The sequence below is a fragment of the Kineosphaera limosa NBRC 100340 genome (assembly GCF_000298215.1).
Lineage (GTDB): Bacteria > Actinomycetota > Actinomycetes > Actinomycetales > Dermatophilaceae > Kineosphaera > Kineosphaera limosa.
This window is the reverse complement of sequence record NZ_BAHD01000004.1, coordinates 46625-70196: the sequence shown is the minus strand read 5'-3', so window position 1 is coordinate 70196 and position 23572 is coordinate 46625. Positions and strand designations below refer to the sequence as shown.

The following is a 23572-nucleotide window of genomic DNA, read 5'->3' as shown; positions in this document are numbered from 1 at the left end:
TGTGGCTGAGCGAGGGCGTGATCGCGCCCGCACACCGGTCAGCGCGGGCAGGTGCCGGCGTCGTCGTAACCCAGGAGCGAGACGAGGATCGTGGTGGCCTCGTCGATGGCGGCGACGGCTTGCGCGTGGTTGTCGGCGTCCGGCTGGGCGGCGATGGCCACGCCGACCCACTGGTCACCGTGGCGGGGAATGACCCCGACCTGCCGCGCGAGGTAGCCGTGCGGGCTGGGCCCCCAGCCTCCCTTGAACCGGGCGTCGGCCACCGTGCCCAGACCCCACTGGTGCTCGCTGTCGATGCTGCCCAGCAGGTCGAGCACAGGGTCCGCCTCCGGCGCGCACGGCAGCATCGTGGCGAACCGCGCGGCGTCGGCCGGCTGCCAGGCGGTGAGCCCGAACGTCACGGCAGCGCCGTCCGCGTCGCGGGCAGGCACGGTGGTCTCGTCGCCGGCCTCGCGCAGCACCTGGCGCACCCGCGTCGCCGGATCGCCGAGCTCGCGCCACAGCGCCGAGGCCGCCGCATTGTCGGAGACCGTGAGCATGAGGCGCACCTGGCGCCGGACCGACTCCGACGGCTCGCCGTCCGCCTGCTGCTCGATGGCCAGCGCGATCGGGGCCTTGATGGTCGACCACGACTCGACATCCTTGGTGGCGCCGACGCTGCGCACCGCCGCCGGTTCGCCGACCGGCCCCCACGCCACGGCCAACCGGTCGCCGTACCGCTCCCGCACCGGCGCCAGGGCTGCCTGCAGTTCGTCGGGGTCGAGGTGGCCCGCCGGCGGCAGGGTCCGCGTGTCGATCTCCGGCGTGGCCAGCGGCGTGGCCGCCGGGCTCGCGGCGTTGGTGGTCGAGCTCGCCCCATCGGTGGTCGGCTGCTCGTGTCCGGCCTGATCGGGGGTCTGGTCGGCGGGGGTGGTTGCGTGGGTGGCGCTGCCTGCAGGCACTGAAGCTGAACTAGAGGACGAGGCGGCCGGCGGCACCGGAGTCCGCGTCGATGTCGTCGAGCCGGGGGTGGTCGCCGCGGAGCTCTCACCCGCCGACCGGGGTGTGGATTGCGTCGGCGAGACCATGGTCACCTGCCCCGGGGTCGGGCGGGTGGTGGCCACCGACGGTGTGGCGGAGGCCTCGACCGCCGTGACACTGCCCGGTTCGGCCTGGATGCCCGAGCAGCCCGTCAGCAGCAGCGCGCCGACGACCGTCGCCGCAACTGTCGCCCGTCTGGACATCTCAGTAGCGATCCCGCCCGGTCAGCTCCCAGGCATCCTCGCTCTGCTCATCCGGCGTCTGCGCTGCAGCGCCGGAGAACACCGGGCCGGGGCCGGCCGACCCGCCACCCGACCCTCCGGGCCGGCCCGAGCCGCCGGGAACGCCGGCTTCGCCGTCGTCGAGGTCGGGCGGCACGTCGTCGCCCTGCATCATGGCCAGGGTCGCCGGCAGATCGTCGATCTTGATGAGCACGTCGCGGGCCTTGCTGCCCTCGGACGGCCCGACGACGCCACGCGACTCCAGCAGGTCCATAAGGCGCCCAGCCTTGGCGAACCCGACCCGCAGTTTGCGCTGCAGCATCGACGTCGAGCCGAACTGGGTGGTAACGACGAGTTCGGTCGCCTGCAGCAGGAGGTCGAGATCGTCGCCGATGTCGTCGTCGATCTGCTTCTTCTCCGCCTTGACCGTCACGTCCTCGCGGTACGTCGGCTTGAGCTGACCGGTGACGTGGGCGACGACATCGTGGATCTCCGTCTCGGTGACCCACGCGCCCTGCACGCGCATCGGCTTACTCGCGCCCATCGGCAGAAACAGCGCGTCGCCCTGACCGATGAGCTTCTCGGCACCCGGCTGATCCAACACGACGCGGGAGTCGGCCAGCGAGCTCGTCGCGAACGCCATCCGGCTCGGCACATTCGCCTTGATAAGGCCGGTCACGACATCGACCGAAGGCCGCTGTGTCGCCAACACGAGGTGGATCCCGGCGGCGCGCGCCAGCTGGGTGATCCGCACGATGGAGTCCTCGACATCGCGCGGGGCGACCATCATGAGGTCGGCCAACTCGTCAACGACGACCAGCAGATACGGATACGGCTGCAACACCCGCTCCGACCCCGGCAAGGGAGTCACCCGGCCCGACTTGACCGCGCGATTGAAGTCGTCGATGTGCTTGAACCCGAACGCTGCGAGGTCGTCGTAGCGGGCGTCCATCTCCTTGACGACCCACTGCAGAGCCTCGGCGGCCTTCTTGGGGTTGGTGATGATCGGCGTGATGAGGTGCGGGATGCCGTCGTATGCGGTCAGCTCGACCCGCTTGGGGTCGACGAGGATCATCCGCACCTCATCGGGCGTCGAGCGCATGAGGATCGAAGTGATCATCGAGTTGACGAAGCTCGACTTGCCGGAGCCGGTGGCGCCCGCGACGAGCAGGTGCGGCATCTTGGCGAGGTTGGCGATGACGTAGCCGCCCTCGACGTCTTTGCCGACCCCCATGACCATCGGGTGCGTGTTCTTGTGCGCCACCTGGCTGCGCAGCACATCGCCGAGGCTGACCTTCTCGCGGTCGGCATTGAGGATCTCGATGCCGATGGCGGACTTGCCGGGGATCGGCGAGAGGATCCGTACGTCGGCGCTGGCCACCGCGTAGGCGATGTTCTTGCTCAGCGCGGTGACCCGCTCGACCTTGATGCCAGGCCCCAACTCGACCTCGTAGCGGGTCACCGTCGGGCCGCGGGAGAAGCCCGTGACCTGGGCGTCGATGGAGAACTGATCGAGCACGCCGGTGAGGGACTCGACGACGCGGTCGTTGACGACCGAGCGTGTCTTGTGCGGCGTGCCGGGCTTGAGGGCGCTCTGGTCGGGCAACGTGTACGTGACATCGCCGGCGAGGGACAGCTGCTCGACCCGCTGCGGCATCGGCTCGGTGGGCGGGGCCTCAAGCGCGGGCTTCGGGCCGATGTCGGCCGGTTGCGGTGCGGCGTCGGGTCCACCAGGTCGCCGTGCAGCGTCGGTGGCTGCGGCGCGCTCGTGCGCCGACAGCGCCCGGGTGGTGTTCGCTGCGTCGCCGTTGGCGCCGCGGCCTGCCCGGGCCCCGGTCGCTTCGGGTGCGGTTGCGGTTGCGGCGCGGGCAGCCGCATTGCGATCGGCCGCGGTGCTGGTACGCGAGCCGCTCCCCGACTGCTCGATGGGGTCGGCGCGTGGGTCGGTGGCCTCGTCGTCCGCGCCTGCCGCGCGACCGCGGGCTGCGCGCAGCAACCGACCGGCGCGTCCACCCGGCTGACCGGGGTGCACCTGGGCGGCCTGCTCGAAGGGCACGTCGCCGTCGAGCGGCTCGCCGTCGGGTCCGAGGCGACGCCCCTTACGGCTGCGAACCTTGCCGGGCTCGGTCGAGTCGTCACGCACCCGCGCCGCCGCCGGGCCGAAGAGCGACTCGCCCGCCTCGCGCAGCCGCTCCGGGATGCGGTGCACCGGGGTCGCCGTGATGACGAGCACGCCGAAGAACGCGAGGATCAGCAGCAGCGCCACCGCCCCCGCCGTGCGAATACCGGCCACGAGCGGCGCCGCCGCCAGGTAGCCGATCATCCCGCCGCCGTCGCGGAAGGAGACGAGCCCGTCGGACATCGTCGGGGTGCCGGCCACGATGTGCAGCAGCCCACACAGCGCCAGGCCCAACGCGATCGTGCCGATCATGATGCGGTTGGTGCCGTGCTCGTCGTCGGGTCGGCGCATGAGGCGCAGCCCGAACGCGATGAACACCAGTGGCAGGACGAGCGCCGCACGGCCGAACGTGCCGGCCGCAACGGTGTGGATGAGGTCGCCGACCGAACCGGTCAACCCCCACCACTCGCGGGCCGCGACGACGACAGCCAGCGCAAACAGCAAGAGACCCAAGCCGTCGCGGCGATGCTCGGGTTCGAGTTGCTCGGCGCTGCGGCCGACCCGGCGTACGGCGCCACCGGCCACATTCGCCACCCCCATCCATGTTCCCCGAACCGCCCGCAATGGCAGCGGCAGCCCGCCGCCCTTGGGTCGCGCGCCGGCGCTCACCGTGCGACCGGTGGGCCGCCCCCCGCGAGGTCGCGACGACTGACCCGAGCGCGGGCTTGACGAACTACCGCTCGAACGAGTACCCGAGGCGCGCGACGACGAAGAGCTACGTGTGGCCACAATCGCAGAGTAGGTCAGCAGGGTCGCCCGTCCAGGTAGCCGCCCCGGCGCGCCGCCCAACCGGCCCTTACTCAGGCCTCGATGACGACGGGGATGATCATCGGCCGCCGCCGCAACTTGCCACCGACGTAACTGCCGACCGTGCGGCGCACGATCTGCTGCAGTTGATGCGAGTCGGTGACCCCCTTGGCCGTCGCGGCCTCCACCGCCTCGGTGATCCGCGGCAGCACCGCCTCCGGCAACGACTCGTCCTCGGCAAAGCCTCGAGTGAGCACCTCCGGGCCGGAGGCGATTTTGCCGGTCGAGGAGTCGATCACGACGATGACGGTCACGAAGCCCTCGTCTCGCAGAATCCGTCGGTCCTTGAGCAGCGCCTCGTCGGTGCCGCCCACGGAGGATCCGTCGACGTAGACGTAGCCGCACTCCACGGCGCCGACGATCCGCGCGATGCCGTCCACGAGGTCGACTACCACGCCGTCTTCGGCGAGGATGACCCGCTCCGGTGGCACCCCGGTCTGCTCGGCCAGCAGCCCGTTGGCCACGAGGTGGCGCCATTCGCCGTGCACCGGCATGACGTTCGTCGGCCGCACGATGTTGTAGCAGTACAGCAACTCGCCAGCGCTGGCGTGCCCGGAGACGTGCACCCGCGCGTTGCCCTTGTGCACGACGTTCGCACCCAGGCGCATGAGTCCGTTGATGACCCGATACACCGCCGACTCGTTGCCGGGGATCAGCGAACTGGCCAGCACCACAGTGTCGCCCTCACCGACCTCGATCTTGTGGTCGCGGTTGGCCATCCGCGACAGCGCCGCCATCGGCTCACCTTGCGACCCGGTGCAGATGAGCACCTGCTGGTCTTCGGGGTAGTCGTCGAGCTTCTTGATGTCGACGACGACGCCGGGCGGCACGTGCAGGTAGCCCAGGTCTTCGGCGATGCCCATGTTGCGCACCATCGAGCGACCCACGATGGCGACCTTGCGTCCGTATTCGGCGGCCGCGTCGAGCACCTGCTGCACGCGGTGCACGTGCGAGGAGAAGCAGGCCACGATGATCCGCCGCTGCGCCTTGGCGAAGACGCGCTCGATGGCCGGGAAGATGTCCTTCTCCGGGGTCGTGAACCCCGGGACCTCGGCGTTGGTGGAGTCGACGAGGAAGAGATCGACGCCCTCCTCCCCGAGTCGGGCGAACGCCCGCAGATCGGTGATCCGCTTGTCGAGCGGCAGCTGGTCCATCTTGAAGTCGCCGGTGTGCAGCAAGACTCCGCCCTCGGTGCGCACGGCCACGGCCAGCGCGTCGGGGATCGAGTGGTTGACCGCCACGAACTCGCACTCGAAGACGCCGAGCTGCTCGGTCTGCCCCTCGCGCACGGTGAGGGTGTACGGCTTGATGCGGTGCTCCTTGAGCTTGGCCTCGATGAGCGCCAGGGTCAGGGTCGACCCGATGAGCGGGATGTCGGGCTTGAGCCGCAGCAGGTAGGGCACGGCGCCGATGTGGTCCTCGTGGCCGTGGGTGAGCACGATCGCCTGCACGTCCTCGAGCCGGTCGGCGATGTAGCTGAAGTCGGGCAGGATGAGGTCGACCCCGGGGTGGTGATCCTCGGGGAAGAGCACGCCGCAGTCGATGATGAGCAGCTTGCCCTCGTGCTCGATGACCGTCATGTTGCGGCCCACCTCGCCCAGACCGCCGAGCGGCACGATGCGGACGGCGCCCGGCTGCAGCGGCGGCGGTTCGGTCAACTCAGGATGCGGGTGGCTCATCGGGCGACCGCCGCCTGGCCGACCCCGCTGGCATTCATGCCGGCGGCCAACAGCGTGCGCTGCTCGGGGCTGGCTGGGACCAGCGGTAGACGGACCTCGAGATGACGCAACACGCCGAGTTCGACGAGCGCGGCCTTAGACATGATGGCTCCCTGCGTGATGTTCATGACGGCGTCGACGACCGGTACGAGCTCGCGGTGGATCTCGCGGGCGCGTTGGACGTCGCCGGCGTCCCAGGCCTGCAGCATCTGCACGTACTGCGGCGTTGCGATGTGGCTGGTCACGCCGATGAACCCCGTGGCCCCGAGGGCCAGGTGCAGCAGGTCGTCGGCGTCGTTGCCCGAGTACCAGAGAAGATCGGTCTGCGCCATGACCTTGGTGGCACCCCAGAAGTCTCCCTTGGCATCTTTCACCGCGACGATGCGGGGGTGGGCCCCGAGCCGCAGCAGCGTGTCGGTGGCGATGGGGACCCCGGACCGGCCCGGAATGTCGTAGAGCACGTTCGGCAGCGGAGTCGCGTCGGCGACCGCCGTGAAGTGGGCCAGCAGCCCCTCCTGCGGAGGCTTGTTGTAGTACGGCGTGACGACGAGCAAAGCGTCGACCCCAGCGCCGTGGGCCTGGCGCGCCAACTCCAGCGTGTGGGCGGTGTCGTTGGTACCGACGCCGGCGATGACCGTGGCTCGCGAACCGACCGCCGCGACGACCGCCTCGAGCAGCGCGAGCTTCTCGTCGTCGCTGGTCGTGGCCGACTCCCCTGTCGTGCCGTTGACGACGAGCCCGTCGTTTCCCTGATCGACGAGGTACGTGGCCAGTGCGGCGGCGGCGTCGAGGTCGACGCAGCCGTCTGGAGTCATCGGCGTGACCATGGCGGTCAGCACGCGGCCAAGGGGCGCTGTCATGGGGATTACGGTATCGCCTGGCACCGACAGCATCATCCGCACACGCGCCCTAGGGGGCCGCGGTGAGCCGGGACAGAAGCAGACCCCGCAGGAATGGAAGAACGCGACGCTACTCGCTCGGGGGTTCGAGTAGCGCCGCGTTCAATGGGGTCATCGCGCCACCCCCCGATTGCGTTACACCCTGAAACAAGAAAGTTCGCAGAAGTGACCGCGGTCACGTTGTGGGGGTCTGGCCGAGCCGGCGGACAGACGCCGGGACCGGCACCTGCGACGCACGCACCCAGGGGGCAGGCTCCGGCTGCCCATAGGTGGTCTGAACAGGCACGATCCCCGCCCAGCTCGGGTGTTCGCCGGAGTTGGAGGCCGTGGCGTCGCTGGGCCAACCGGTGCGGGTCTTGTAGAGCCAATCGCCGTCGACGATGTCGAGAACGCAGGCGCTGGTGGCCGCCAACTCTTTTCGGTTCATCGGTCGAACCTCGGCGGTGCGCCCGGGGATCACGGCATCGGAAAGGGTGTCCAACGCCTGGGCCTGCTCCTGCTCCGTCGCGCGGCGCAGGTGCCCGCGAATGGTGGCGGAGCGGTAGTTCACCGACGATTCGAACGTCGTGTGGCCGACCACGAGGGCCTGCACGCTCATGACACTGAAGACCGCCGGCGCGCCCTCCGCGACCGCGCGCAGGGCCCCGGCACCGGTCGATCCGTGGATCAGGATGCGCTCCCCGTCGCGGGCGTACAGCATCGGTACGGCCCAGGGCTGTCCATCGGCGGTCACCGTCGACAACGTGCCGAACCACTGCGCGTCCAGCAGAGCGAAGAGGTCGTCGCGGTCGTCGCTACCGCGTTCCGGGTGCCGGGTCAGCCGATCGAGAGATGCCATGGTCAGAGCATGGCATCCCCGTCGTCGCCGGCGCGCCGGGCGGACGAGCAACGAGTGGCGCGTGCCGAACCTTGTCGGTGTTGCGACCTACTCTGTGGCGCATGGAGCAATACCTGGACCTGATGACCCGAATTCTCGACGAGGGCGTCGAGCGGGGTGACCGCACCGGCACCGGCACGCTGTCGGTTTTCGGGCACCAGATGCGGTTCGATCTGAGCGCCGGTTTTCCGGCGCTGACGACCAAGCGGCTGCACCTGCGTTCGATCGTCGGCGAGCTCATCTGGTTCTTGCGCGGCGACACCAACGTGCGGTGGTTGCAGGAGCACGGCATCACGATCTGGGACGAGTGGGCCGACGCGGACGGCGACCTGGGGCCGGTCTACGGGCACCAGTGGCGGTCGTGGCCGGCGCCGGACGGCCGCACCATCGACCAGATCGCCGGGGTCGTGGAGTCGATTCGCTCCAACCCGCAGTCGCGGCGGCACATCGTCTCGGCCTGGAACGCCGCGGAGGTCGATGCGATGGCGCTGCCCCCTTGCCACACGATGTTCCAGTTCTACGTGGCCCCTGATCGCCACGAGCCCGATGGCCCCGCGCGGCTGAGCTGCCAGCTGTACCAGCGCAGCGCCGATGTCTTCCTCGGGGTGCCCTTCAATATCGCCTCGTACGCGCTGCTGACGCACCTGGTCGCCCAGGTCACCGACCTGTTGGTCGGCGACTTCGTGCACACGATCGGCGACGCGCACCTCTACCTCAACCACCTGGAGCAGGCCCGCGAGCAGCTGGGCCGAGACCCGCGCCCGCTGCCCACGCTGGCGCTGAACCCCGAGCGTCGCCGGCTGGAGGATTTCGTCATCGAGGACGTCCAGCTGCAGGCCTACGACCCGCACCCGGGCATCAAAGCCCCGATCGCCGTATGAATGGCATGAGCAGCCTGACCACCTCGGAGGTCGTGCTCGTTGCCGCGGTGGCGGCCAACGGTGTCATCGGCGCCGACGGCGGCATGCCGTGGCACCTGCCGGAGGACCTGCGGCGGTTCAAGGCGTTAACGATGGGCCACCCGATGGTCATGGGCCGCAAGACGTTCGAGGCCATCGGGCGGCCGCTGCCGGGGCGGCGCACGATCGTTGTGACCCGCGACCGATCCTGGCGGCACGAGGGCGTCGAATCGGCCCTCGACCTGGGCGCGGCGCTGGAGCTGGCCGCTACCGACGGCGTGCCGATCGCGGTCGTCGGCGGTGGCCAGATCTATACCCAGGCGATGCCGGTGGCGACCCGCCTCGAGGTCACGCACATCGACGCGGCACCCGACGGCGACACCTTCTTTCCCGCCATCGATCCGGCGACCTGGCGCGAGAGCGCTCACGAGCAGCGCGACGGCTACTCCTTCGTCACCTACGTGCGCCGAGACGGCGGGCAGCCGGACAGCGCGCAGGTGGGCGTGGCAGGGGGCAGCCGGGCGCGTTCGAGCGCACAAAGCGGGTGACGACGAGCCCCACGGTGTCGGTGTCCGCTCCTAGGCTCGAGTCACCGCATCCGCTCCGATTCGGTGACACCGGCTCCCCGTCGGCGGGCGCGGGCCACAACAGGTAGATCAGCGGTCAGATCAGGGAGGCGCGATGGCCGAGCAGCGCAAACGAGGCGAGGGGGACACCCCGGCCGACCAGCACTGGCGGCCATGGCGCACCGAGGGTGTGCCGGAGGATCCCGAGCGCGCCGACGGCTCCGACGGAAAGCGGCGATCGCCCAAGATCAAGTGGCGCAATGTGCTGCTGACCATGCTGCTCGTGTACTTGGGCAGCTTCCTGGTCGCCTCCTGGTTCGATGTCCGCAACGACGTGGTGACGATCCCTTACACCGAGTTCAACCAGCAGGTCGCCGCCCGCAATGTCACCGAGGTCTACGCCAAGGGCGACACGATCCAGGGCGAATTGCGCGAGCAGGCCACCAGCGCCACCAATGAGAACCGCGCCTACACGCTGTTCCAGACCGAGCGCCCGACGTTCGCCCAGGACAACTTGCTGGCCACCCTCGAGCAGCAGGGCACGATCGTGCGCGCCACGCCGGTCGTCGAGCAGCGCGGGCTGCTGGGCAACATGCTCTCGGCGTTCTTGCCGATCCTGCTGCTCATCGCCTTTTACGTGTGGATGTTCCGCCGGCAGCAGTCGATGATGGGCGGCGCGGGTGGCGGCCTGTTCGGTGGCGGCCGCAAGTCCAAACTCGTCGACCCCGAGACCGTGCGCGTCACCTTCGCCGACGTCGCCGGCATCGATGAGGTCGAGGATCAGATCGACGAGATCGTCGACTACCTCCGCGATCCCGACCGGTATGCCGCCCTGGGTGCCCGGGCCCCCCGGGGCGTGTTGCTCGCCGGTCCGCCCGGCACGGGCAAGACGCTGCTGGCCCGGGCCACCGCCGGCGAAGCAGGCGTCCCCTTCTTCAGTGCCAGCGCCAGCGAGTTCATCGAGATGATCGTCGGAGTCGGCGCGCAGCGGGTGCGCGAACTGTTCGGTGAGGCCCGCAAGGTCGCACCCGCGATCATCTTCATCGATGAGATCGACACCATAGGGCGGGCCCGCGGCGGCCCCGGCGCCCTCGGTGGGCACGACGAACGCGAGCAAACCCTCAACCAGATCCTCACCGAGATGGACGGCTTCAGCGGCTCCGAGGGGGTCATCGTGCTCGCCGCGACGAACCGCGCCGAGGTGCTCGATCCGGCGCTGCTGCGGCCGGGCCGATTCGACCGCACGATCATGGTCCACTCCCCCGACGCCGCCGGACGCCTGGCGATCCTCATGGTGCACACCCGAGAGGTGCCGCTCGCCGAAGACGTCGACCTGGGGGCCGTCGCACTCTCCACACCCGGCATGACCGGCGCCGAGTTGGCGAACCTCGTCAACGAGGCAGCGCTGTTGGCCGCCCGGCGCGGCGAGAAGTTCGTCACCCAGTCCCTGTTCTCCCAGGCGCTGGAGAAGGTGCAGTTGGGCGCCGCCCGCAATGTCGTGATGCCCGAGGACGAGCGCCGCCGCACCGCCTATCACGAGGCCGGGCACGCTCTGCTCGGCATGCTGCAGCCGGGCGCCGACCCGGTCCGCAAGATCTCCATCATTCCCCGGGGTCGCGCGTTGGGGGTGACCCTGTCGACCCCGGACGTCGACCGGTACGGCTACGACCGCGAGTACCTGCGGGGCCGCATCGTCGGGGCGCTGGGTGGGATGGCCGCCGAGGATGTCGTCTTCGACGTCGTCACGACCGGGGCGGAGTCGGACCTGCAGACCTCGACCGCCATCGCTCGCCAGATGGTCGGCCGTTGGGGCATGTCCGAGAAGGTCGGGCCCGTGCAGATCTACCCCGCCGAGGGCGATCCGCGGGCAGCCGGCTTCTCCGACGAGATGTTGTCGATCGCCGACGCCGAGGTGCGTCGCATCGTCGAGGAGTGCTACGCCGAGGCCACGACGAAGCTGCGTGCGCACCACGGGCAACTCGACGCCATCGTCGAGGCCCTGCTGAAGAAGGAGACGCTGGACGAGCCGGAGGTCTACGCGGCGGCGGGCATCGAGCGCCCACCCGCCCCGGTGGGCCTCCTGCAGGTGAGCCAGCAGGAGAGCGCACCGGCCGGAGCGGCCGGCGACGGGCCCGCCGGCTGAGCCTGCATCAGCGGCTGCGACATCGGTGAGAAACGGGGCACGGTCACAACGCGGACACAGATCGCGTGTCAGGGCATACTCAGCCTCCTGACCATGGCCAGACCCTCTAGGCTCCCCGGCCATACGGTTGCGGCTTCGCCGCTACGCCGCGCGGCAACTGTGCCGAGCCAACGGTGTGACGAATCAGGAGAGCAGCGTGGAAGTTCAGTGGTGGGGCATCATTCCCTTCGTCCTGATGCTGGGCACGATTGCCGTCGCTCCCCTGGTGCCGGCCGTCGCCCACCGCTGGGAGAACCAGAAGGTGCAACTGGGGGTCGCGCTGATCCTCGGCGTCCCGGTCGCGCTGTGGTTTCTCATCGGTGGCGAGACCGGCACCGTGGCGCACGCCTTGCTGGAGTACTTCCAGTTCATCACCCTGTTGCTAGCCCTCTTCGTCATCTCCGGAGGCATCTTCCTGGCCGGTGATCTGCGGGCCACCCCGCTGGTCAACACGGCCTTCTTGGCAGTCGGCGGCGGGATCGCCAGCTTCATCGGTACGACCGGCGCGGCGATGCTGCTCATCCGGCCGATCCTGAACACCAACGCCGACCGCACGCACCGCTCGCACACGGTGATCTTCGCGATCTTCATCGTCGCCAACTGTGGCGGCCTTTTGACGCCGCTGGGCGACCCGCCGCTGTTCCTCGGCATGCTCCGCGGCGTGCCGTTCACCTGGACGTTCTCGCTGTTCCCGATGTGGCTGTTCGTCAACATCCTGCTGCTCATCACGTACTACGGCATCGAGAAGCGGCTGCACGCCCGCGAGCCGGGGTCGGCGATCCGCGCGGACCGTGCGCACGTCGAGCCCATGCACATCCGCGGCGCGGTGCACTTCCTGTTTCTCGCCGTCATCGTCGCTTCGGTGGCCTTCGCCCCCTCGGTCGACCTGCACGCGATCGAGGAGGGCCACGCGAGCCTGGCCGCGTGGATCCCCTGGCGCGAAATCATCATGCTGACGACGGCGGCGATCTCGTACTTCACCGGGCCGAGATCGGCCCGCTTCCTCGACAACGCCTTCCACTGGGGGCCGATCGCGGAGGTGGCGGCCCTGTTCATCGGCATCTTCCTGACGATGATGCCGGCGCTGCGCTACCTGAGCCAGGTGGCTCCCAACCTGCCGCTCAACGAGATGACCTTCTTCATCTTCACCGGCGGCCTGTCCGCCGTGCTGGACAACGCCCCGACCTATGTGACGTTCTTCGAAATGGCCCGAGAACTCGGCGGCGAGCCCGCGGTCGCGGGCGTGTACGAGCCGTATTTGGTGGCGATCAGCCTCGGCGCGGTCTTCTGCGGAGCCATCACCTACATCGGTAACGGCCCGAACTTCATGGTCAAGGCCGTCGCCGAGAGCCGGGGCGTGCAGATGCCCAGCTTCGTCGGCTACATGGTTCGCGCGTTCGTCTACCTGGTACCGACCCTGGCGGCGATGGCGCTGGTGTTCATCGCGCACTCCATCTGGGCCAACGCCCTGGGCTGGTTGCTGGCCGCCGCGATCATCGCCCGCGCAGTGCTGCTCGCGCGGTCGGCGACCAAGCAGGTACCGGACCCCACGGCCGCCATCCCGGTCCAGTCACCCGACGACCCGCCCACCGGCGCCCACCGCGCCAGCGACTGACCGGGCGTCCCTCACCCGGCGGACCACTCGCCCGACCCGGGCGCACTGCTGGGAGCGGGTGAGGTCGAGTCAGGCGTCGTAGTCGAGCGTCACCTGGTCGCTCACGGGGTGGCTCTGACAGGCCAGCACGATACCGGCGGCCACCTCGTCCGGCTCCAGGGCGTAGTTGCGGTCCATCCGCACCTCCCCGGCGACCACGCGGGCGCGGCAGGTGCCGCACACCCCTCCGGTGCAGGAGAAGGGCGCATCCGGTCGGGCCCGCAGCGTCGCGTCGAGGATCGTCTCCTCCACCGACGGCATGTCGACGACCGTCGATCTCCCGTCGAGGTTGACGGTGACTCGGGCCTGCGGCGGCGCGCCCTCCTCGACGATGATCCGCCGCGCCGGGCGGGCTCCCGGCTCGTCGACGTGGAAGATCTCGAAGTGCACGTGGGAGGTGTCAACGCCGAACTCGCCCAGCACCTGCTGCGCCGCCTCCACCATCCCGAACGGCCCGCACAGGTACCACTCGTCGCCGGTGGCGACCGGGACCAGGCTGGTGAGGATCCGCCGCAGTCGCGCGGCGTCGAGCCGCCCGGAGAGCAGTTCGGCGTCCTGAGCCTCGCGGGACAACACGTTGATCAGTCGAAAGCGCTGCGGGTAGCGGTTCTTCAGGTCCGCGAGCTCTTCGAGGAACATGATCGAGTTCGTGCGCCGGTTACCGAAGATCAGCGTCGCCGTGTCGTCCTCGTTCCCCTCCAGGGCGGCGGTCAGCAGGGACATCACGGGGGTGATGCCCGAGCCGGCGGCGATCGCCACGTGATGGCGCGGACCGGAAGCCTGCGGGGTCACGAAGGTGCCCATGGGCTCCATCACCTGCACCTCGTCGCCGGCCGCCACCGCGTCGTTGAGCCAGTTCGACATGACGCCCGCCTCGACGCGGGCGGCGGCGACCCGCAGCTCGCCGCGCGCGGTGGCGTCCGCTGGCGATCGGCAGATCGAGTAGGAGCGGCGCACGTCGTCGCCGTCGATGGTGGCCCGCAGCGTGAGGTGCTGGCCCGGTTCGAAGGCGAAAGCCTCCCTCAGTTCCGGCGGAATGACGAAGCTGACGGCGACTGCGTCGTCGGTGAGCCGTTCTGTCTCGGCGACGGTCAGCGTGTGGAATTGCGGACGTCGCCGCTTGGCGGGCGTGGTCAGTCCGGCCATGAGATCTCCTGCGATCACGGGTATGCGGGCGGGCGGATGGTGCCTGGCACCGACGGTCGGGCATGGCTGCCGACGTGGGCCGGCGGGCGTCGGCTGTGGCTAGAGCGGCTTGAACTCGTCGAACGGTTCCCGGCAGTCCAAGCAGCGACGCAGGGCCTTGCACGGCGTCGAGCCGAACCGGGCAATCTGTTCGGTGCTCTCGCTGCCGCAGCGGGGGCAGGCGACCTGCCGCACCGAAAGGCTCAACCCCTGCACCCGGGAGCCACGGGTGGCCACGCCGGGTGCTGGCGGCGCGATCCCGAACTCCCGCAGCCGGATTCGGCCGCGCTCGCTCATCCAGTCGGTGGTCCACGGCGGCGCCAGCCGGGTCACCACCCGCGGCCGCAGCCCGTGTCGGGTGATGGCGCGGGCCACGTCGCCGGCGATCACCTCGGTCGCGGGACAGCCGGAGTAGGTCGGCGTCAGCGTCACGTCGACGGTCCCGCTGTCTGCGTCGACGCGCACCTCGCGGACGATGCCCAGGTCGTCGAGGGTGAGCACCGGGATCTCGGGGTCGGGCACGTCGCGGATCGCCTGCTCGACGGCGGCCGCGAGCCGGTCATCGACCGGCGACCGGGCTTCGCCGGCTGCCGGGGCGACGTCGACGGCGCTCACCACGTCGCCCCGGGATGCGAGCGGGCGACGTGCTGCATCTCGGCCAGCAGGTAGCCCATCGGGCGGGAGTGGATGCCGTCGCGGCCGCCGCGAGTGCGGTGGCGCGGCTCGTCCGGCATCGTCAGGGTCGCGCCCTCGACGGTGGCCTCGACGTGTCGCCACGCGGCCTCCTGCAGCGACGACGGCAACACGCCCACTCCGCTGTCGGCGGCGGCAACAGAGACCGGGTCGTCGGCGAAAAGCTCTGCGACATAAGGCATCACCCGCGTCAGGGCGGCCTGCATGCGCTCGTGGGACTCGCTCGTACCGTCGCCTAGTCGCAGCACCCACTGGGTCGCGTGGTCGCGGTGGTAGTCAACCTCCTTGACCGCCTTGGCCGCGACGCCCGCCAGGGTCGGCTCGGCGCTGTCGACGAGGGCCGCGTAGAGCTGCGCCTGATAGGCGGCGAACACGAGCATCCGGGCCATCTCGTCGGCGAAGTCGCCGAGCGGCTGCTCGACGAGGTGCACGTTGCGAAACTCGCGCTCGTCGCGGAAGTAGGCCAGGTCGTCTTCGGTGCGCCCGGTGCCGTCGAGTTCACCGGCGCGGGTCAGCAGCACCCGGGCCTGCCCGAGGAGGTCGAGGCTGACGTTGGCCAACGCCATGTCCTCCTCGATCTGCGGGGCGTTCGCGACCCACTCCCCCAGGCGTTGGGCGTAGATGAGGGCGTCGTCGGCCAGTTGCAGGAGGTAGCGGGCCGTCAGCGCGTCGCCGGTCGGCAGGCTGGTGTCGACCGCCACTCCCGCCTGGGCCGGCGGCGTGGGTTCGTTGGTGCTCGTCGTGGTTTCGAGTCGATTCACAGGTACTCGACATCCTCGGGCACGTCGTAGAAGGTCGGGTGGCGGTAGACCTTGTCGGCGGCCGGGTCGAAGAAGGCGTCCTTCTCGTCGGGGCTGCTCGCGATGATGTCGGCGGCCTTGACGACCCACAGCGACACGCCCTCGGAGCGGCGGGTGTACAGGTCGCGGGCGTTGCGCAGCGCCATCTGCCCGTCGGGGGCGTGCAGCGAACCGGCGTGCACGTGCGACAGGCCCCGCTTGCCGCGCACGAAGACCTCCCACAGGGGCCAGCTGCGCTCCGCGACCGACTGATCCGAACTCATGCGGCACTCTCCTGCGCGGCGGCGCGGCTGGCGTCGTGCTTGGCGGCGTAGGCCGTGGCGGCTTCCCGCACCCAGGCACCCTCGTCGTGAGCGCGACGCCGGTGCGCGATGCGTTCGGCGTTGCACGCGCCGTCTCCCTTGAGCACCCGCCAGAACTCGTCCCAGTCGATGGGGCCGAAGTCCCAGTGGCCACGCTCCTCGTTCCACTTCAGGTCCGGATCGGGCAGCGTGAGCCCGAGGCGCTGCGCCTGCGGGACCGTCATGTCGACGAACTTCTGGCGCAGGTCGTCGTTGCTGAACCGCTTGATGCCCCAGGCCATCGACTGCGCGGTGTGCCCCTTGGAGGCGTCTTGGCCGGAGTCGGGCGGACCGAACATCATGAGCGAGGGCCACCACCAGCGGTTCGCCGCGTCTTGGGCCATGGCCTGCTGCTCGGGGGTGCCGCGCATCAGCGTCCACAGGATCTCGAAGCCCTGCCGCTGATGGAAGGACTCCTCCTTACAGACGCGAATCATCGCGCGGCTGTACGGCCCGTAGGAGCAGCGGCACAGCGGCACCTGGTTCATGATGGCGGCCCCGTCGACGAGCCAGCCGATGGCACCGTTGTCGGCCCAGGTCAGCGTGGGGTAATTGAAGATCGAGGAGTACTTCTGCTTGCCCTCGTGCAGCTTGTCGAGCAGCTCGGCGCGGTCGACGCCCAGAGTCTCGGCGGCGCTGTACAGGTAGAGCCCGTGACCGGCCTCGTCCTGCACCTTGGCGATGAGGATCGCCTTGCGGCGCAGCGAGGGCGCGCGGGTGATCCAGTTGCCCTCGGGCTGCATCCCGATGATCTCGGAGTGGGCGTGCTGGGCGATCTGTCGGATGAGCGTCGAGCGGTACTCCTCCGGCATGTCGTCGCGGGGTTCGACCCGCAGGTCGGCGGCGATGAGGGCGTCGAAGGACGGGTGACCGGCCTGGGCGCGCCGGTCGTCGACCGTCGCAGCCTCTGTGGCGGCTGCCGCATACTCGGGCGTTTGCGCGGCGTTCAGGGGCGCCTCGCTCGCGTCGTCGGGAGCGATGAAGTCGTTGCCGTACATCGGCCCAGTATGACGATCTGTTACACAAAAACGCAAGGATTGCCGAGGGCTGTTATACGTCGGATCCTGTGGGAATCGGCGTGGCCGCGGTTGGGCGCGGTTTGCCCGGGCGGTGGGCGACCTGTTGGATGTGCGGGTGTCACCGGAGCTAGGCCTACTCATCACGTGCGCATCGCTCGTCATCGCGACGATCGCGCAGCGGGTCGTCGGCATGGGCTTCGGCATCATCATGGCGCCGGTGGTGGCCATCGTGGCCGGCCCGCTGGCGGCCGTGCTGGTCGTCAACATTTTCGCGGCGCTGGCGTGCGCGCTCATGGTGCCGAGCCTGTGGCGGGACATCGACTGGCGCCGGTGGTGCTGGCTCACCCCGTTCGCGGCGATCGCGGGCGCGGCGGGACTGCTGGTCGCACGGACTTCCGACGCCGATGTGCTGCGCGTCGGGGTCGGGACCGCCGCCATCCTCTCCGTCATCGTCTCCGTGCGGTTCGCGCGCGCCGACCACGTCATCGACGGGCCGGCCGTGCGGGCGGGCTCGGGCGCGGCCATCGGCTTTCTCAACTCGCTGGTGGCCCTCGGCGCTCCGGCGATCACCGTCTACAGCATGCTCAGCCGGTGGAGCGGCCCGTCGTTCTCGGCGACGATGCAGCCGTTCTGGGTCGTCGTGTCGCTGGTGACGTTGGCGCAGCGGCAGGTCATCGCGCCCGGCGGCGCCCCGGCGTGGCCGTGGTGGGGCTGGGTCGCCGCCGCCGTCGCAACGATCGTGGGCACCCTGGCTGCAGAGCCGGTCGCCAGGCGCATCCCGCCGCGGGTCGCCCGGCTCGGCGTCATCGTCCTCTCGCTGGCCAGCGGAATCGCCGTCACCGGTGTCGGCATCGCAGGCCTCTTGGCCTGACGGTTCAGCTGCGGGGGGCGCGCGACATGAGACCGAGGAACTCCCGCAGGGTGTCCTCGGTGATCGATGCCACGTCGTCACCGAGCTCGCCGATCTCGTTGGAGAGCTGTTCCATCTCCGTGTCGAGGCGCGCGGCAGTGACGGCAGCCTCCTGCAGTCGCGCGCTCAGCTGGTCGGGCACGGCACGCTCGTACTTGTAGAAGATCTTGTGCTCCAGGCTGGCCCAGAAGTCCTGGGCGATCGTGCGGAACTGCATCTCCACCGGCACTCGCACGGTCTCGTCGGAGAGGAACACGGGGATCTCGACGATCGCGTGCAGGGAGCGATAGCCGCTGGGTTTGGGCTGGGCGATGTAGTCCTTGAGCTGGATGAGTTCGATGTCGGACTGGGCGCAGAGCAGCTGCTGCACCCGATACACGTCGCTGGCGAAGCTGCACACCACCCGTACGCCGGCGATATCCCGGATCTCGCGGCGAATCGCCTCCGTGTCGGGCCCGACGCCCCGCTTGCGGGCCTTGGCCATGACGCTCTCCGGCGACTTCAGACGGGTGGTGACGTGCTCGATCGGGTTGTAGAGGTGCAGCAGCTGGAACTCCTCGGAGAGAATCCGCACCTTCGTCTCGACCTCGTGGATCGCGAACTGGTAGCTGGACATGAACCGCTGCAGGTGCCTGCGCACCTCTCCGATCTGGGAGATCACCCCAGGCAGGTCGGTCATTTGGTCCGGAGCCGGTTCGGCGTGGGCGTCGTCCCTGGGCATAGCAGGAGCCTAGGCAGATCAGGCTGGGCGTTGGCCTCCCTTTCCCTGCTCGATCGCCGAACAGGGGTCCATCGCCCAACCTACGGCCGCACCGGTTGCCACCCGCGACGTCAGCAGTAGCCTCCGGGGCGGTCGAGGTGAGCGGTGATCTCGGCCGTGGCGAAGCGCAGCAGGCGCTGGACGCCGTCGTCCCACCCGACGGCCACCTCCCACACGGCGTCCTCGTTGACGACGGGCGGCGTCTGCGCCTGCGGGTCGGCGGCCAGGGTGGTGTCAAGGTGCGTCGAGCCGGGCCCGCGGTAGAAATCCTCCAGGGCGCGCATGCGTTCAGCCGCTTCAGGCAGCCAGGACTGGATCTCGGTCAGCTTGGTGAGGTCGGCCTGGCTCTGTTCGAGCAGGGTCTGGGCGTCGTCGAGGGCGGCACGGGCGGCTGCGATATCGGTCATGGCCGTGACGTTAAGCGCCCCGCTTCACCGGAGGTTCACACCGGCTGCACGCCCGGCGCACGACTCCCGGCACCTTGCCCGGAGCGGCGATGAGCGGGTGCGCAGCCGTGCCGCCGCGCATGTCAGGATGACTCGGTGACCTCCTGCGACAACCACGAGGGGCATGAGGGCCACGCGCACCCGCCCGGACCGCTGGCCGACGCCTCCGTTCGACGCGCCCGCCCCACCGACGCTCCCGCCGTCGGGCTCGTGCAGCTGCAGTCGATGCGCACCGACTATGCCGGCGTGCTCCCGGCGCCCGCCCTGACCGCCATCGCGGGCCTCTCCGAGGCGGATCTGGCCGGGGTGTGGCGGCAGGCGCTCACCGAGCCGCCCAGCCCCCGCCACCGCCTCCTGGTGGCCTGCGCCGGAGACCAGGTCGTCGGGCTCGCCGCGTTCGGCCCCAGTGACGATCAGGACGGCGACGAGGAAACCGCCGACCTGGCCACCCTCGCCGTGCACCCGCGCGCCCGCCGCCAGGGGCACGGCTCGCGGCTGCTGAACGCGGTCGTCGACGAGGCCCGCGGGGCCGGGTTCACCTGGCTGACGACGTGGGTGCCGATGGAGGCCCCGCACATGCGCGCGTTCCTGCAGGGCGCCGGGATGGACCCCGACCGCGCCCGCCGCGAACGGATCGTCGACGACGCAGGTGGCACCCTGCTGGAGGTCCGGCTCGGCGCCTCCCTGCAGCCCGCGGCCGGTAACGAGTGAACCGGGCCCATCAGGGACGTCACCGCAAGCGCGACCAAGACCACTCCCACGATGCTGACGGCACCCCCTCCGGTGCCGCCGCGACCAAGCGCCAGGCACTCTCTGTCGGCATCGCCACCGGGGCGTACGGCATCAGCTTCGGCGCGCTGTCGGTCGCTGCCGGGCTGAGCGTCTGGCAGACCATCGCGCTGTCGCTGCTCATGTTCACCGGCGGCTCGCAGTTCGCCTTCGTCGGGATCATCGGAGCCGGTGGCGGCGGTTTGTCGGCCACCGCCACGGCCTCATTGCTCGGGGTTCGTAACGGCCTCTACGCCCTGGAGATCAGCCGCCTGCTCGATCTGCGCGGCTGGCGGCGACTGCTCGGCGCCCACTGGACGATCGACGAGTCCACCGCGGTGGCCGTCGGCCAACCCGACACGGCGCGCTCGAGCATCGGGTTCTGGTGGACCGGCGCTGCCGTCTTCGTGCTGTGGAACCTCACGACCGCCATCGGGGCCGTGCTCGGTGACGCGATGGGCGATCCGCGCCAGTACGGGCTCGACGCCGCCGCGGCCGCCGCGTTCTGCGCGCTGCTGTGGCCCCGGCTGCACAGCCACCTGACGCGCGGGGTCGCGCTGGTGGCGCTGCTCCTGGCCGTGGGGCTCTCGGCGTTCGTGCCGCCGGGGGTGCCTGTGCTGCTCGCCGCGCTCGTCGCCCTCGTCGGCCTGCCCACACCCTCCAGAGGCGCCCCAGCCGACTCCGGCGAAGCGGACGCCGCACCGACTCCGATGGGCGATACCGACCCTGTCGACGCTGCCACCACTGACACCACTGACACCACGGCCGCCCCGGAGGCGAAGGAGGGCCGCGACCGATGAGCCTGTGGCCCACCGTCCTCATCGCCTGCGGGCTGGCCTACGTGCTGAAGTTCGCCGGCTACATCGTGCCGCACCGCGTGCTCGAGGCCCCGCGGGTGCGCCGCGTCACCGCGCTGCTGCCCGTCGCGCTGCTCGCGGCGCTCGTCGGTGTGCAGACGTTCGTCGGCTCGGGAGATGACGGCAGCAGCCTCGTCCTCGATTCGCGTGCGATCGCCGTTGCGGTCGCCATCGGGGCCCTCCTGCTGCGGGCGCCGTTCATCCTCGTCGTCATCATCGGCGCCGCGACGGCCGCCGGGCTGCGACTGCTCGGCTTGCCCTGACCGACCGCACCACCGGACCGAACACCCTCTCCTGACTCGCATTTCGAGCCCTCATCGAGGCACGTCCCCCCAAAAGACACAGATTCGTCTCGAATTGCCTGACATCAGGGCTCCAGCAGATACGGGCGACCGCACAGAGGTCTACGCTTCGCGGGTCCGTTAGCCACGATCCCTGTGTGATCGCGGCTTCCGCCGCCAGCAGGAGCCACCTATGTCAGTGGACAACGAGGTCCGAACGATCCGCACGGATCCGGACCGCCCCCCGGTCGCCGTCATCGAGTCGACTCGCATCACCACCCGGGCCAAGATCACCTCGGCGATCATCGCGGTGATCGCCGCTACCGGATGGACCATGCTCGCCATCGTCCGCGGTGAGCACGTCAGCTCGATGTGGTTCGTGCTGGCCGCCGTCGGCAGCTACCTCATCGCGCTGCGCTTCTACGCCCGACTCATCGAGCGCAAGCTGCTGCAGCCCGACGACACCCGGGCCACCCCCGCCGAGATTCACGACAACGGCAAGGACTTCATGCCGACGGACCGGCGGGTCCTCTTCGGGCACCACTTCGCCGCGATCTCCGGCGCCGGACCGCTCGTCGGGCCGGTCCTGGCCGCGCAGATGGGCTACCTGCCGGGAACGCTGTGGATCATTTTCGGCGTGATCTTCGCCGGGGCGGTGCAGGACTACATGGTGCTGCACTTCTCGCTGCGCCGAAACGGGCGCAGCCTGGGCCAGATGGCCCGCGAAGAGCTCGGTCCCGTCGGCGGCTGGGCGGCGATCGTCGGTGTGCTGACGATCATGATCATCATCATCGCGGTGCTCGGCGTGGTCATCATCGGCGCCCTCGCCGAGAGCGCCTGGGCGGTCTTCTCCATCTCGATGACCATCCCGATCGCCCTTTTCATGGGTGTCTACCTGCGGTTCCTGCGCCCGGGCAAGGTCAGCGAAGTCTCCACCATCGGCGTCGCGCTGCTGCTGCTCGCCATCATCGGCGGCAAGTGGGTCGCCGACTCCGCAACGCTCGCGCCGCTGTTCACACTCAGCAAGCCGACCCTGGCGCTGTGCCTGGCCGCGTACGGCTTCGCCGCCTCCGTGCTGCCGGTGTGGCTGCTGCTGGCGCCGCGCGACTACTTGTCGACGTTCATGAAGGTCGGCACGATCGCCATGCTCGCGATCGCCATCGTCGTCGTGAACCCGGACATCCAGATGCCCGCCGTCACCCACTTCGCCCTCGACGGAACTGGTCCGGCGTTCGCCGGCCAGCTCTTCCCATTCCTGTTCATCACCATCGCGTGCGGGGCGATCTCCGGCTTCCACGCGCTCATCTCCTCAGGCACTACCCCCAAACTCATGGAGAAGGAGGGGCAGGGTCGCGTCATCGGCTACGGCGGCATGCTCACCGAGAGCTTCGTGGCGATCATGGCGCTCGTCGCCGCGTGCGTGCTCGACCAGCACCTCTACTTCGCGATGAACGCCCCCGCTGGAGTGACGGGCATGGGCCAGGCGGTCCCCACTCCGGAGACCGCGGCCGCCTACACCAACGGCTTGAACCTGGTGAACCAGGCCGGCGAGCGGCTACCCGACATCGACCCCTCGTATTTCGCGCAGGCCGCCATCGACGTCGAGGAGCACTCGATCATCTCCCGCACCGGCGGCGCGCCGACGCTGGCGATGGGCATGGCCGAGGTGATGCACCAGATCCCGCTGCTGGGCAACAAGGCGTTCTGGTACCACTTCGCCGTGATGTTCGAGGCGCTGTTCATTCTCACGACGATCGACGCCGGCACCCGCGTGGCGCGGTTCATGTTCTCCGACGCGATCGGCAACATCCCTGGCCTCGGCAAGTTCAAGGACGCCTCGTGGCGCGGCGGCGCCTGGCTGTGCTCCGCGATCGTCGTCGTGGCGTGGGGCTCGATCCTGTACATGGGCGTCACCGACCCCCTGGGCGGCATCAACATGCTGTTCCCGCTGTTCGGCATCGCCAACCAGCTGCTGGCCGGCGTCGCGCTGTGCCTGGTCTTCACGATCACGATGAAGAAGGGCCTGTATCGCTGGGCGTGGATCCCCGGGCTGCCGATGGCGTTCGTGCTGCTCGTGACGATGACCGCCTCGTGGCAGAAGATCTTCAGCGCCGACCCGCGGATCGGGTACTGGTCATTGCGTAACGCCGCGATTGCCGCGCGCAATGCGGGACAACAGAGTTTCCAGGCGGCGCGCACTCCCGAGCAGATCGACGTGGTCATCCGCAATACCGCGGTGCAGGGCACGCTGTCGATCATCTACGCGGTGTTCGTGCTCATCGTCTTCGCGGCCGCCATGTACGCGTGCGTGCGCGCCGTGCAGTCGGGTCAGGCCACCACCAGTGAGGAGCCGCACGTCGACTCCCACATCTTCGCGCCGCGCTCCTTCGTACCCTCGCACGCGGAGAAGGAGGTCCTCGCCGAGTGGAAGGACGCCGGACTCGACCCGACTCCCGTCGGGCGGACTCATCAATGACCGCGCCGATGGCG

21 protein-coding genes are annotated in these 23572 nt (G+C 69.8%); 9 read left to right on the top strand and 12 right to left on the bottom strand.

Going from position 1 to position 23572, the window contains the following annotated elements:
- Positions 1 to 38: 38 nt before the first annotated feature.
- The 5 genes from KILIM_RS21940 to KILIM_RS01340 all read right to left on the bottom strand — a co-directional run bounded on the left by KILIM_RS21940 (position 39) and on the right by KILIM_RS01340 (position 7682).
- Positions 39 to 1223 carry a serine hydrolase gene (locus KILIM_RS21940; protein WP_006590807.1) on the bottom strand — a complete coding sequence of 395 codons (1185 nt, stop codon included), beginning with the start codon at positions 1221 to 1223 and terminating at the stop codon, positions 39 to 41.
- Position 1224: 1 nt separating this feature from the next.
- Positions 1225 to 3960 (bottom strand): FtsK/SpoIIIE family DNA translocase, encoded by a 2736-nt coding sequence (locus tag KILIM_RS01355; RefSeq protein ID WP_006590806.1) that lies wholly within the window; start codon positions 3958 to 3960, stop codon positions 1225 to 1227.
- Between the two features lie 260 nt (positions 3961 to 4220).
- Complete coding sequence (locus KILIM_RS01350) at positions 4221 to 5906, bottom strand: ribonuclease J (protein ID WP_006590805.1); 1686 nt, start codon at positions 5904 to 5906, stop codon at positions 4221 to 4223.
- On the bottom strand, positions 5903 to 6805 hold the full coding sequence (dapA, locus tag KILIM_RS01345; RefSeq protein ID WP_040561800.1) for a 4-hydroxy-tetrahydrodipicolinate synthase: 903 nt from the start codon (positions 6803 to 6805) through the stop codon (positions 5903 to 5905). The genes KILIM_RS01350 and dapA overlap by 4 nt, the downstream gene beginning before the upstream one ends.
- A gap of 214 nt (positions 6806 to 7019) precedes the next feature.
- A complete protein-coding gene (locus KILIM_RS01340) occupies positions 7020 to 7682 on the bottom strand; it encodes a pyridoxamine 5'-phosphate oxidase family protein (RefSeq protein ID WP_006590803.1) in 663 nt (220 codons plus the stop codon).
- Positions 7683 to 7783: 101 nt separating this feature from the next.
- Between KILIM_RS01340 and KILIM_RS01335 the strand changes: the two genes are divergently transcribed.
- From KILIM_RS01335 to KILIM_RS01320, 4 genes are all read left to right on the top strand, one after another.
- Positions 7784 to 8602 (top strand): thymidylate synthase, encoded by an 819-nt coding sequence (locus KILIM_RS01335; RefSeq protein WP_006590802.1) that lies wholly within the window; start codon positions 7784 to 7786, stop codon positions 8600 to 8602.
- Positions 8603 to 8607: 5 nt separating this feature from the next.
- The gene (locus tag KILIM_RS01330) at positions 8608 to 9168 is read left to right on the top strand and encodes a dihydrofolate reductase (protein WP_157551386.1); all 561 of its coding nucleotides are present in this window, start codon (positions 8608 to 8610) and stop codon (positions 9166 to 9168) included.
- A gap of 133 nt (positions 9169 to 9301) precedes the next feature.
- The gene (gene ftsH, locus KILIM_RS01325; protein ID WP_006590800.1) at positions 9302 to 11329 is read left to right on the top strand and encodes an ATP-dependent zinc metalloprotease FtsH; all 2028 of its coding nucleotides are present in this window, start codon (positions 9302 to 9304) and stop codon (positions 11327 to 11329) included.
- A 196-nt stretch (positions 11330 to 11525) separates the two neighbouring features.
- Positions 11526 to 12983 (top strand): sodium:proton antiporter, encoded by a 1458-nt coding sequence (locus KILIM_RS01320; RefSeq protein WP_006590799.1) that lies wholly within the window; start codon positions 11526 to 11528, stop codon positions 12981 to 12983.
- 69 nt (positions 12984 to 13052) lie between these two features.
- On the opposite strand, the gene paaE is transcribed toward KILIM_RS01320, so the two are convergent.
- From paaE to paaA, 5 genes are all read right to left on the bottom strand, one after another.
- Positions 13053 to 14168, bottom strand: coding sequence for a 1,2-phenylacetyl-CoA epoxidase subunit PaaE (gene paaE, locus KILIM_RS01315; RefSeq protein ID WP_006590798.1), 1116 nt, complete (start codon positions 14166 to 14168; stop codon positions 13053 to 13055).
- Positions 14169 to 14267: 99 nt separating this feature from the next.
- A complete protein-coding gene (gene paaD, locus KILIM_RS01310; protein WP_157551385.1) occupies positions 14268 to 14822 on the bottom strand; it encodes a 1,2-phenylacetyl-CoA epoxidase subunit PaaD in 555 nt (184 codons plus the stop codon).
- Positions 14819 to 15661 carry a 1,2-phenylacetyl-CoA epoxidase subunit PaaC gene (paaC, locus tag KILIM_RS01305; protein ID WP_006590796.1) on the bottom strand — a complete coding sequence of 281 codons (843 nt, stop codon included), beginning with the start codon at positions 15659 to 15661 and terminating at the stop codon, positions 14819 to 14821. Before paaC ends, paaD begins: the two co-directional genes overlap by 4 nt.
- Positions 15658 to 15963: a 1,2-phenylacetyl-CoA epoxidase subunit PaaB gene (paaB, locus tag KILIM_RS01300; protein WP_006590795.1), complete on the bottom strand. Its 306-nt coding sequence runs from the start codon at positions 15961 to 15963 to the stop codon at positions 15658 to 15660. The genes paaC and paaB overlap by 4 nt, the downstream gene beginning before the upstream one ends.
- On the bottom strand, positions 15960 to 17039 hold the full coding sequence (paaA, locus tag KILIM_RS01295) for a 1,2-phenylacetyl-CoA epoxidase subunit PaaA (protein WP_006590794.1): 1080 nt from the start codon (positions 17037 to 17039) through the stop codon (positions 15960 to 15962). Before paaA ends, paaB begins: the two co-directional genes overlap by 4 nt.
- A 136-nt stretch (positions 17040 to 17175) precedes the next feature.
- On the opposite strand from paaA, the gene KILIM_RS01290 reads away from it, so the two are divergent.
- Positions 17176 to 17931, top strand: a complete 756-nt coding sequence (locus tag KILIM_RS01290) for a sulfite exporter TauE/SafE family protein (protein ID WP_157551384.1) — start codon at positions 17176 to 17178, stop codon at positions 17929 to 17931.
- Between the two features lie 4 nt (positions 17932 to 17935).
- On the opposite strand, the gene KILIM_RS01285 is transcribed toward KILIM_RS01290, so the two are convergent.
- Positions 17936 to 18691 carry a GTP pyrophosphokinase gene (locus tag KILIM_RS01285; RefSeq protein WP_006590792.1) on the bottom strand — a complete coding sequence of 252 codons (756 nt, stop codon included), beginning with the start codon at positions 18689 to 18691 and terminating at the stop codon, positions 17936 to 17938.
- Positions 18692 to 18801: 110 nt separating this feature from the next.
- The gene (locus tag KILIM_RS01280) at positions 18802 to 19137 is read right to left on the bottom strand and encodes a hypothetical protein (RefSeq protein ID WP_006590791.1); all 336 of its coding nucleotides are present in this window, start codon (positions 19135 to 19137) and stop codon (positions 18802 to 18804) included.
- A gap of 135 nt (positions 19138 to 19272) precedes the next feature.
- Between KILIM_RS01280 and KILIM_RS01275 the strand changes: the two genes are divergently transcribed.
- The 4 genes from KILIM_RS01275 to KILIM_RS01260 all read left to right on the top strand — a co-directional run bounded on the left by KILIM_RS01275 (position 19273) and on the right by KILIM_RS01260 (position 23558).
- Positions 19273 to 19887, top strand: coding sequence for a GNAT family N-acetyltransferase (locus KILIM_RS01275; RefSeq protein ID WP_006590790.1), 615 nt, complete (start codon positions 19273 to 19275; stop codon positions 19885 to 19887).
- Positions 19884 to 20744, top strand: a complete 861-nt coding sequence (locus KILIM_RS01270; RefSeq protein ID WP_006590789.1) for an AzlC family ABC transporter permease — start codon at positions 19884 to 19886, stop codon at positions 20742 to 20744. The genes KILIM_RS01275 and KILIM_RS01270 overlap by 4 nt, the downstream gene beginning before the upstream one ends.
- A complete protein-coding gene (locus KILIM_RS01265; protein WP_006590788.1) occupies positions 20741 to 21064 on the top strand; it encodes an AzlD domain-containing protein in 324 nt (107 codons plus the stop codon). The genes KILIM_RS01270 and KILIM_RS01265 overlap by 4 nt, the downstream gene beginning before the upstream one ends.
- A gap of 211 nt (positions 21065 to 21275) precedes the next feature.
- Positions 21276 to 23558, top strand: a complete 2283-nt coding sequence (locus KILIM_RS01260; protein ID WP_006590787.1) for a carbon starvation CstA family protein — start codon at positions 21276 to 21278, stop codon at positions 23556 to 23558.
- Positions 23559 to 23572: the final 14 nt, after the last annotated feature.

What these genes read in the sequence shown, in the direction of transcription:
- KILIM_RS01265 (WP_006590788.1), top strand. Translation starts at nt 20,741, where the DNA reads ATGAGCCTGTGGCCCACCGTCCTCATCGCCTGCGGGCTGGCCTACGTG.
- dapA (WP_040561800.1), bottom strand. Translation starts at nt 6,805, where the DNA reads ATGACAGCGCCCCTTGGCCGCGTGCTGACCGCCATGGTCACGCCGATG.
- KILIM_RS01280 (WP_006590791.1), bottom strand. Translation starts at nt 19,137, where the DNA reads ATGACCGATATCGCAGCCGCCCGTGCCGCCCTCGACGACGCCCAGACC.
- paaB (WP_006590795.1), bottom strand. Translation starts at nt 15,963, where the DNA reads ATGAGTTCGGATCAGTCGGTCGCGGAGCGCAGCTGGCCCCTGTGGGAG.
- KILIM_RS01260 (WP_006590787.1), top strand. Translation starts at nt 21,276, where the DNA reads ATGTCAGTGGACAACGAGGTCCGAACGATCCGCACGGATCCGGACCGC.
- KILIM_RS01340 (WP_006590803.1), bottom strand. Translation starts at nt 7,682, where the DNA reads ATGGCATCTCTCGATCGGCTGACCCGGCACCCGGAACGCGGTAGCGAC.
- KILIM_RS01330 (WP_157551386.1), top strand. Translation starts at nt 8,608, where the DNA reads ATGAGCAGCCTGACCACCTCGGAGGTCGTGCTCGTTGCCGCGGTGGCG.
- KILIM_RS01285 (WP_006590792.1), bottom strand. Translation starts at nt 18,691, where the DNA reads ATGCCCAGGGACGACGCCCACGCCGAACCGGCTCCGGACCAAATGACC.
- paaE (WP_006590798.1), bottom strand. Translation starts at nt 14,168, where the DNA reads ATGGCCGGACTGACCACGCCCGCCAAGCGGCGACGTCCGCAATTCCAC.
- paaA (WP_006590794.1), bottom strand. Translation starts at nt 17,039, where the DNA reads ATGTACGGCAACGACTTCATCGCTCCCGACGACGCGAGCGAGGCGCCC.
- ftsH (WP_006590800.1), top strand. Translation starts at nt 9,302, where the DNA reads ATGGCCGAGCAGCGCAAACGAGGCGAGGGGGACACCCCGGCCGACCAG.
- KILIM_RS21940 (WP_006590807.1), bottom strand. Translation starts at nt 1,223, where the DNA reads ATGTCCAGACGGGCGACAGTTGCGGCGACGGTCGTCGGCGCGCTGCTG.
- KILIM_RS01350 (WP_006590805.1), bottom strand. Translation starts at nt 5,906, where the DNA reads ATGAGCCACCCGCATCCTGAGTTGACCGAACCGCCGCCGCTGCAGCCG.
- KILIM_RS01335 (WP_006590802.1), top strand. Translation starts at nt 7,784, where the DNA reads ATGGAGCAATACCTGGACCTGATGACCCGAATTCTCGACGAGGGCGTC.
- KILIM_RS01355 (WP_006590806.1), bottom strand. Translation starts at nt 3,960, where the DNA reads ATGGGGGTGGCGAATGTGGCCGGTGGCGCCGTACGCCGGGTCGGCCGC.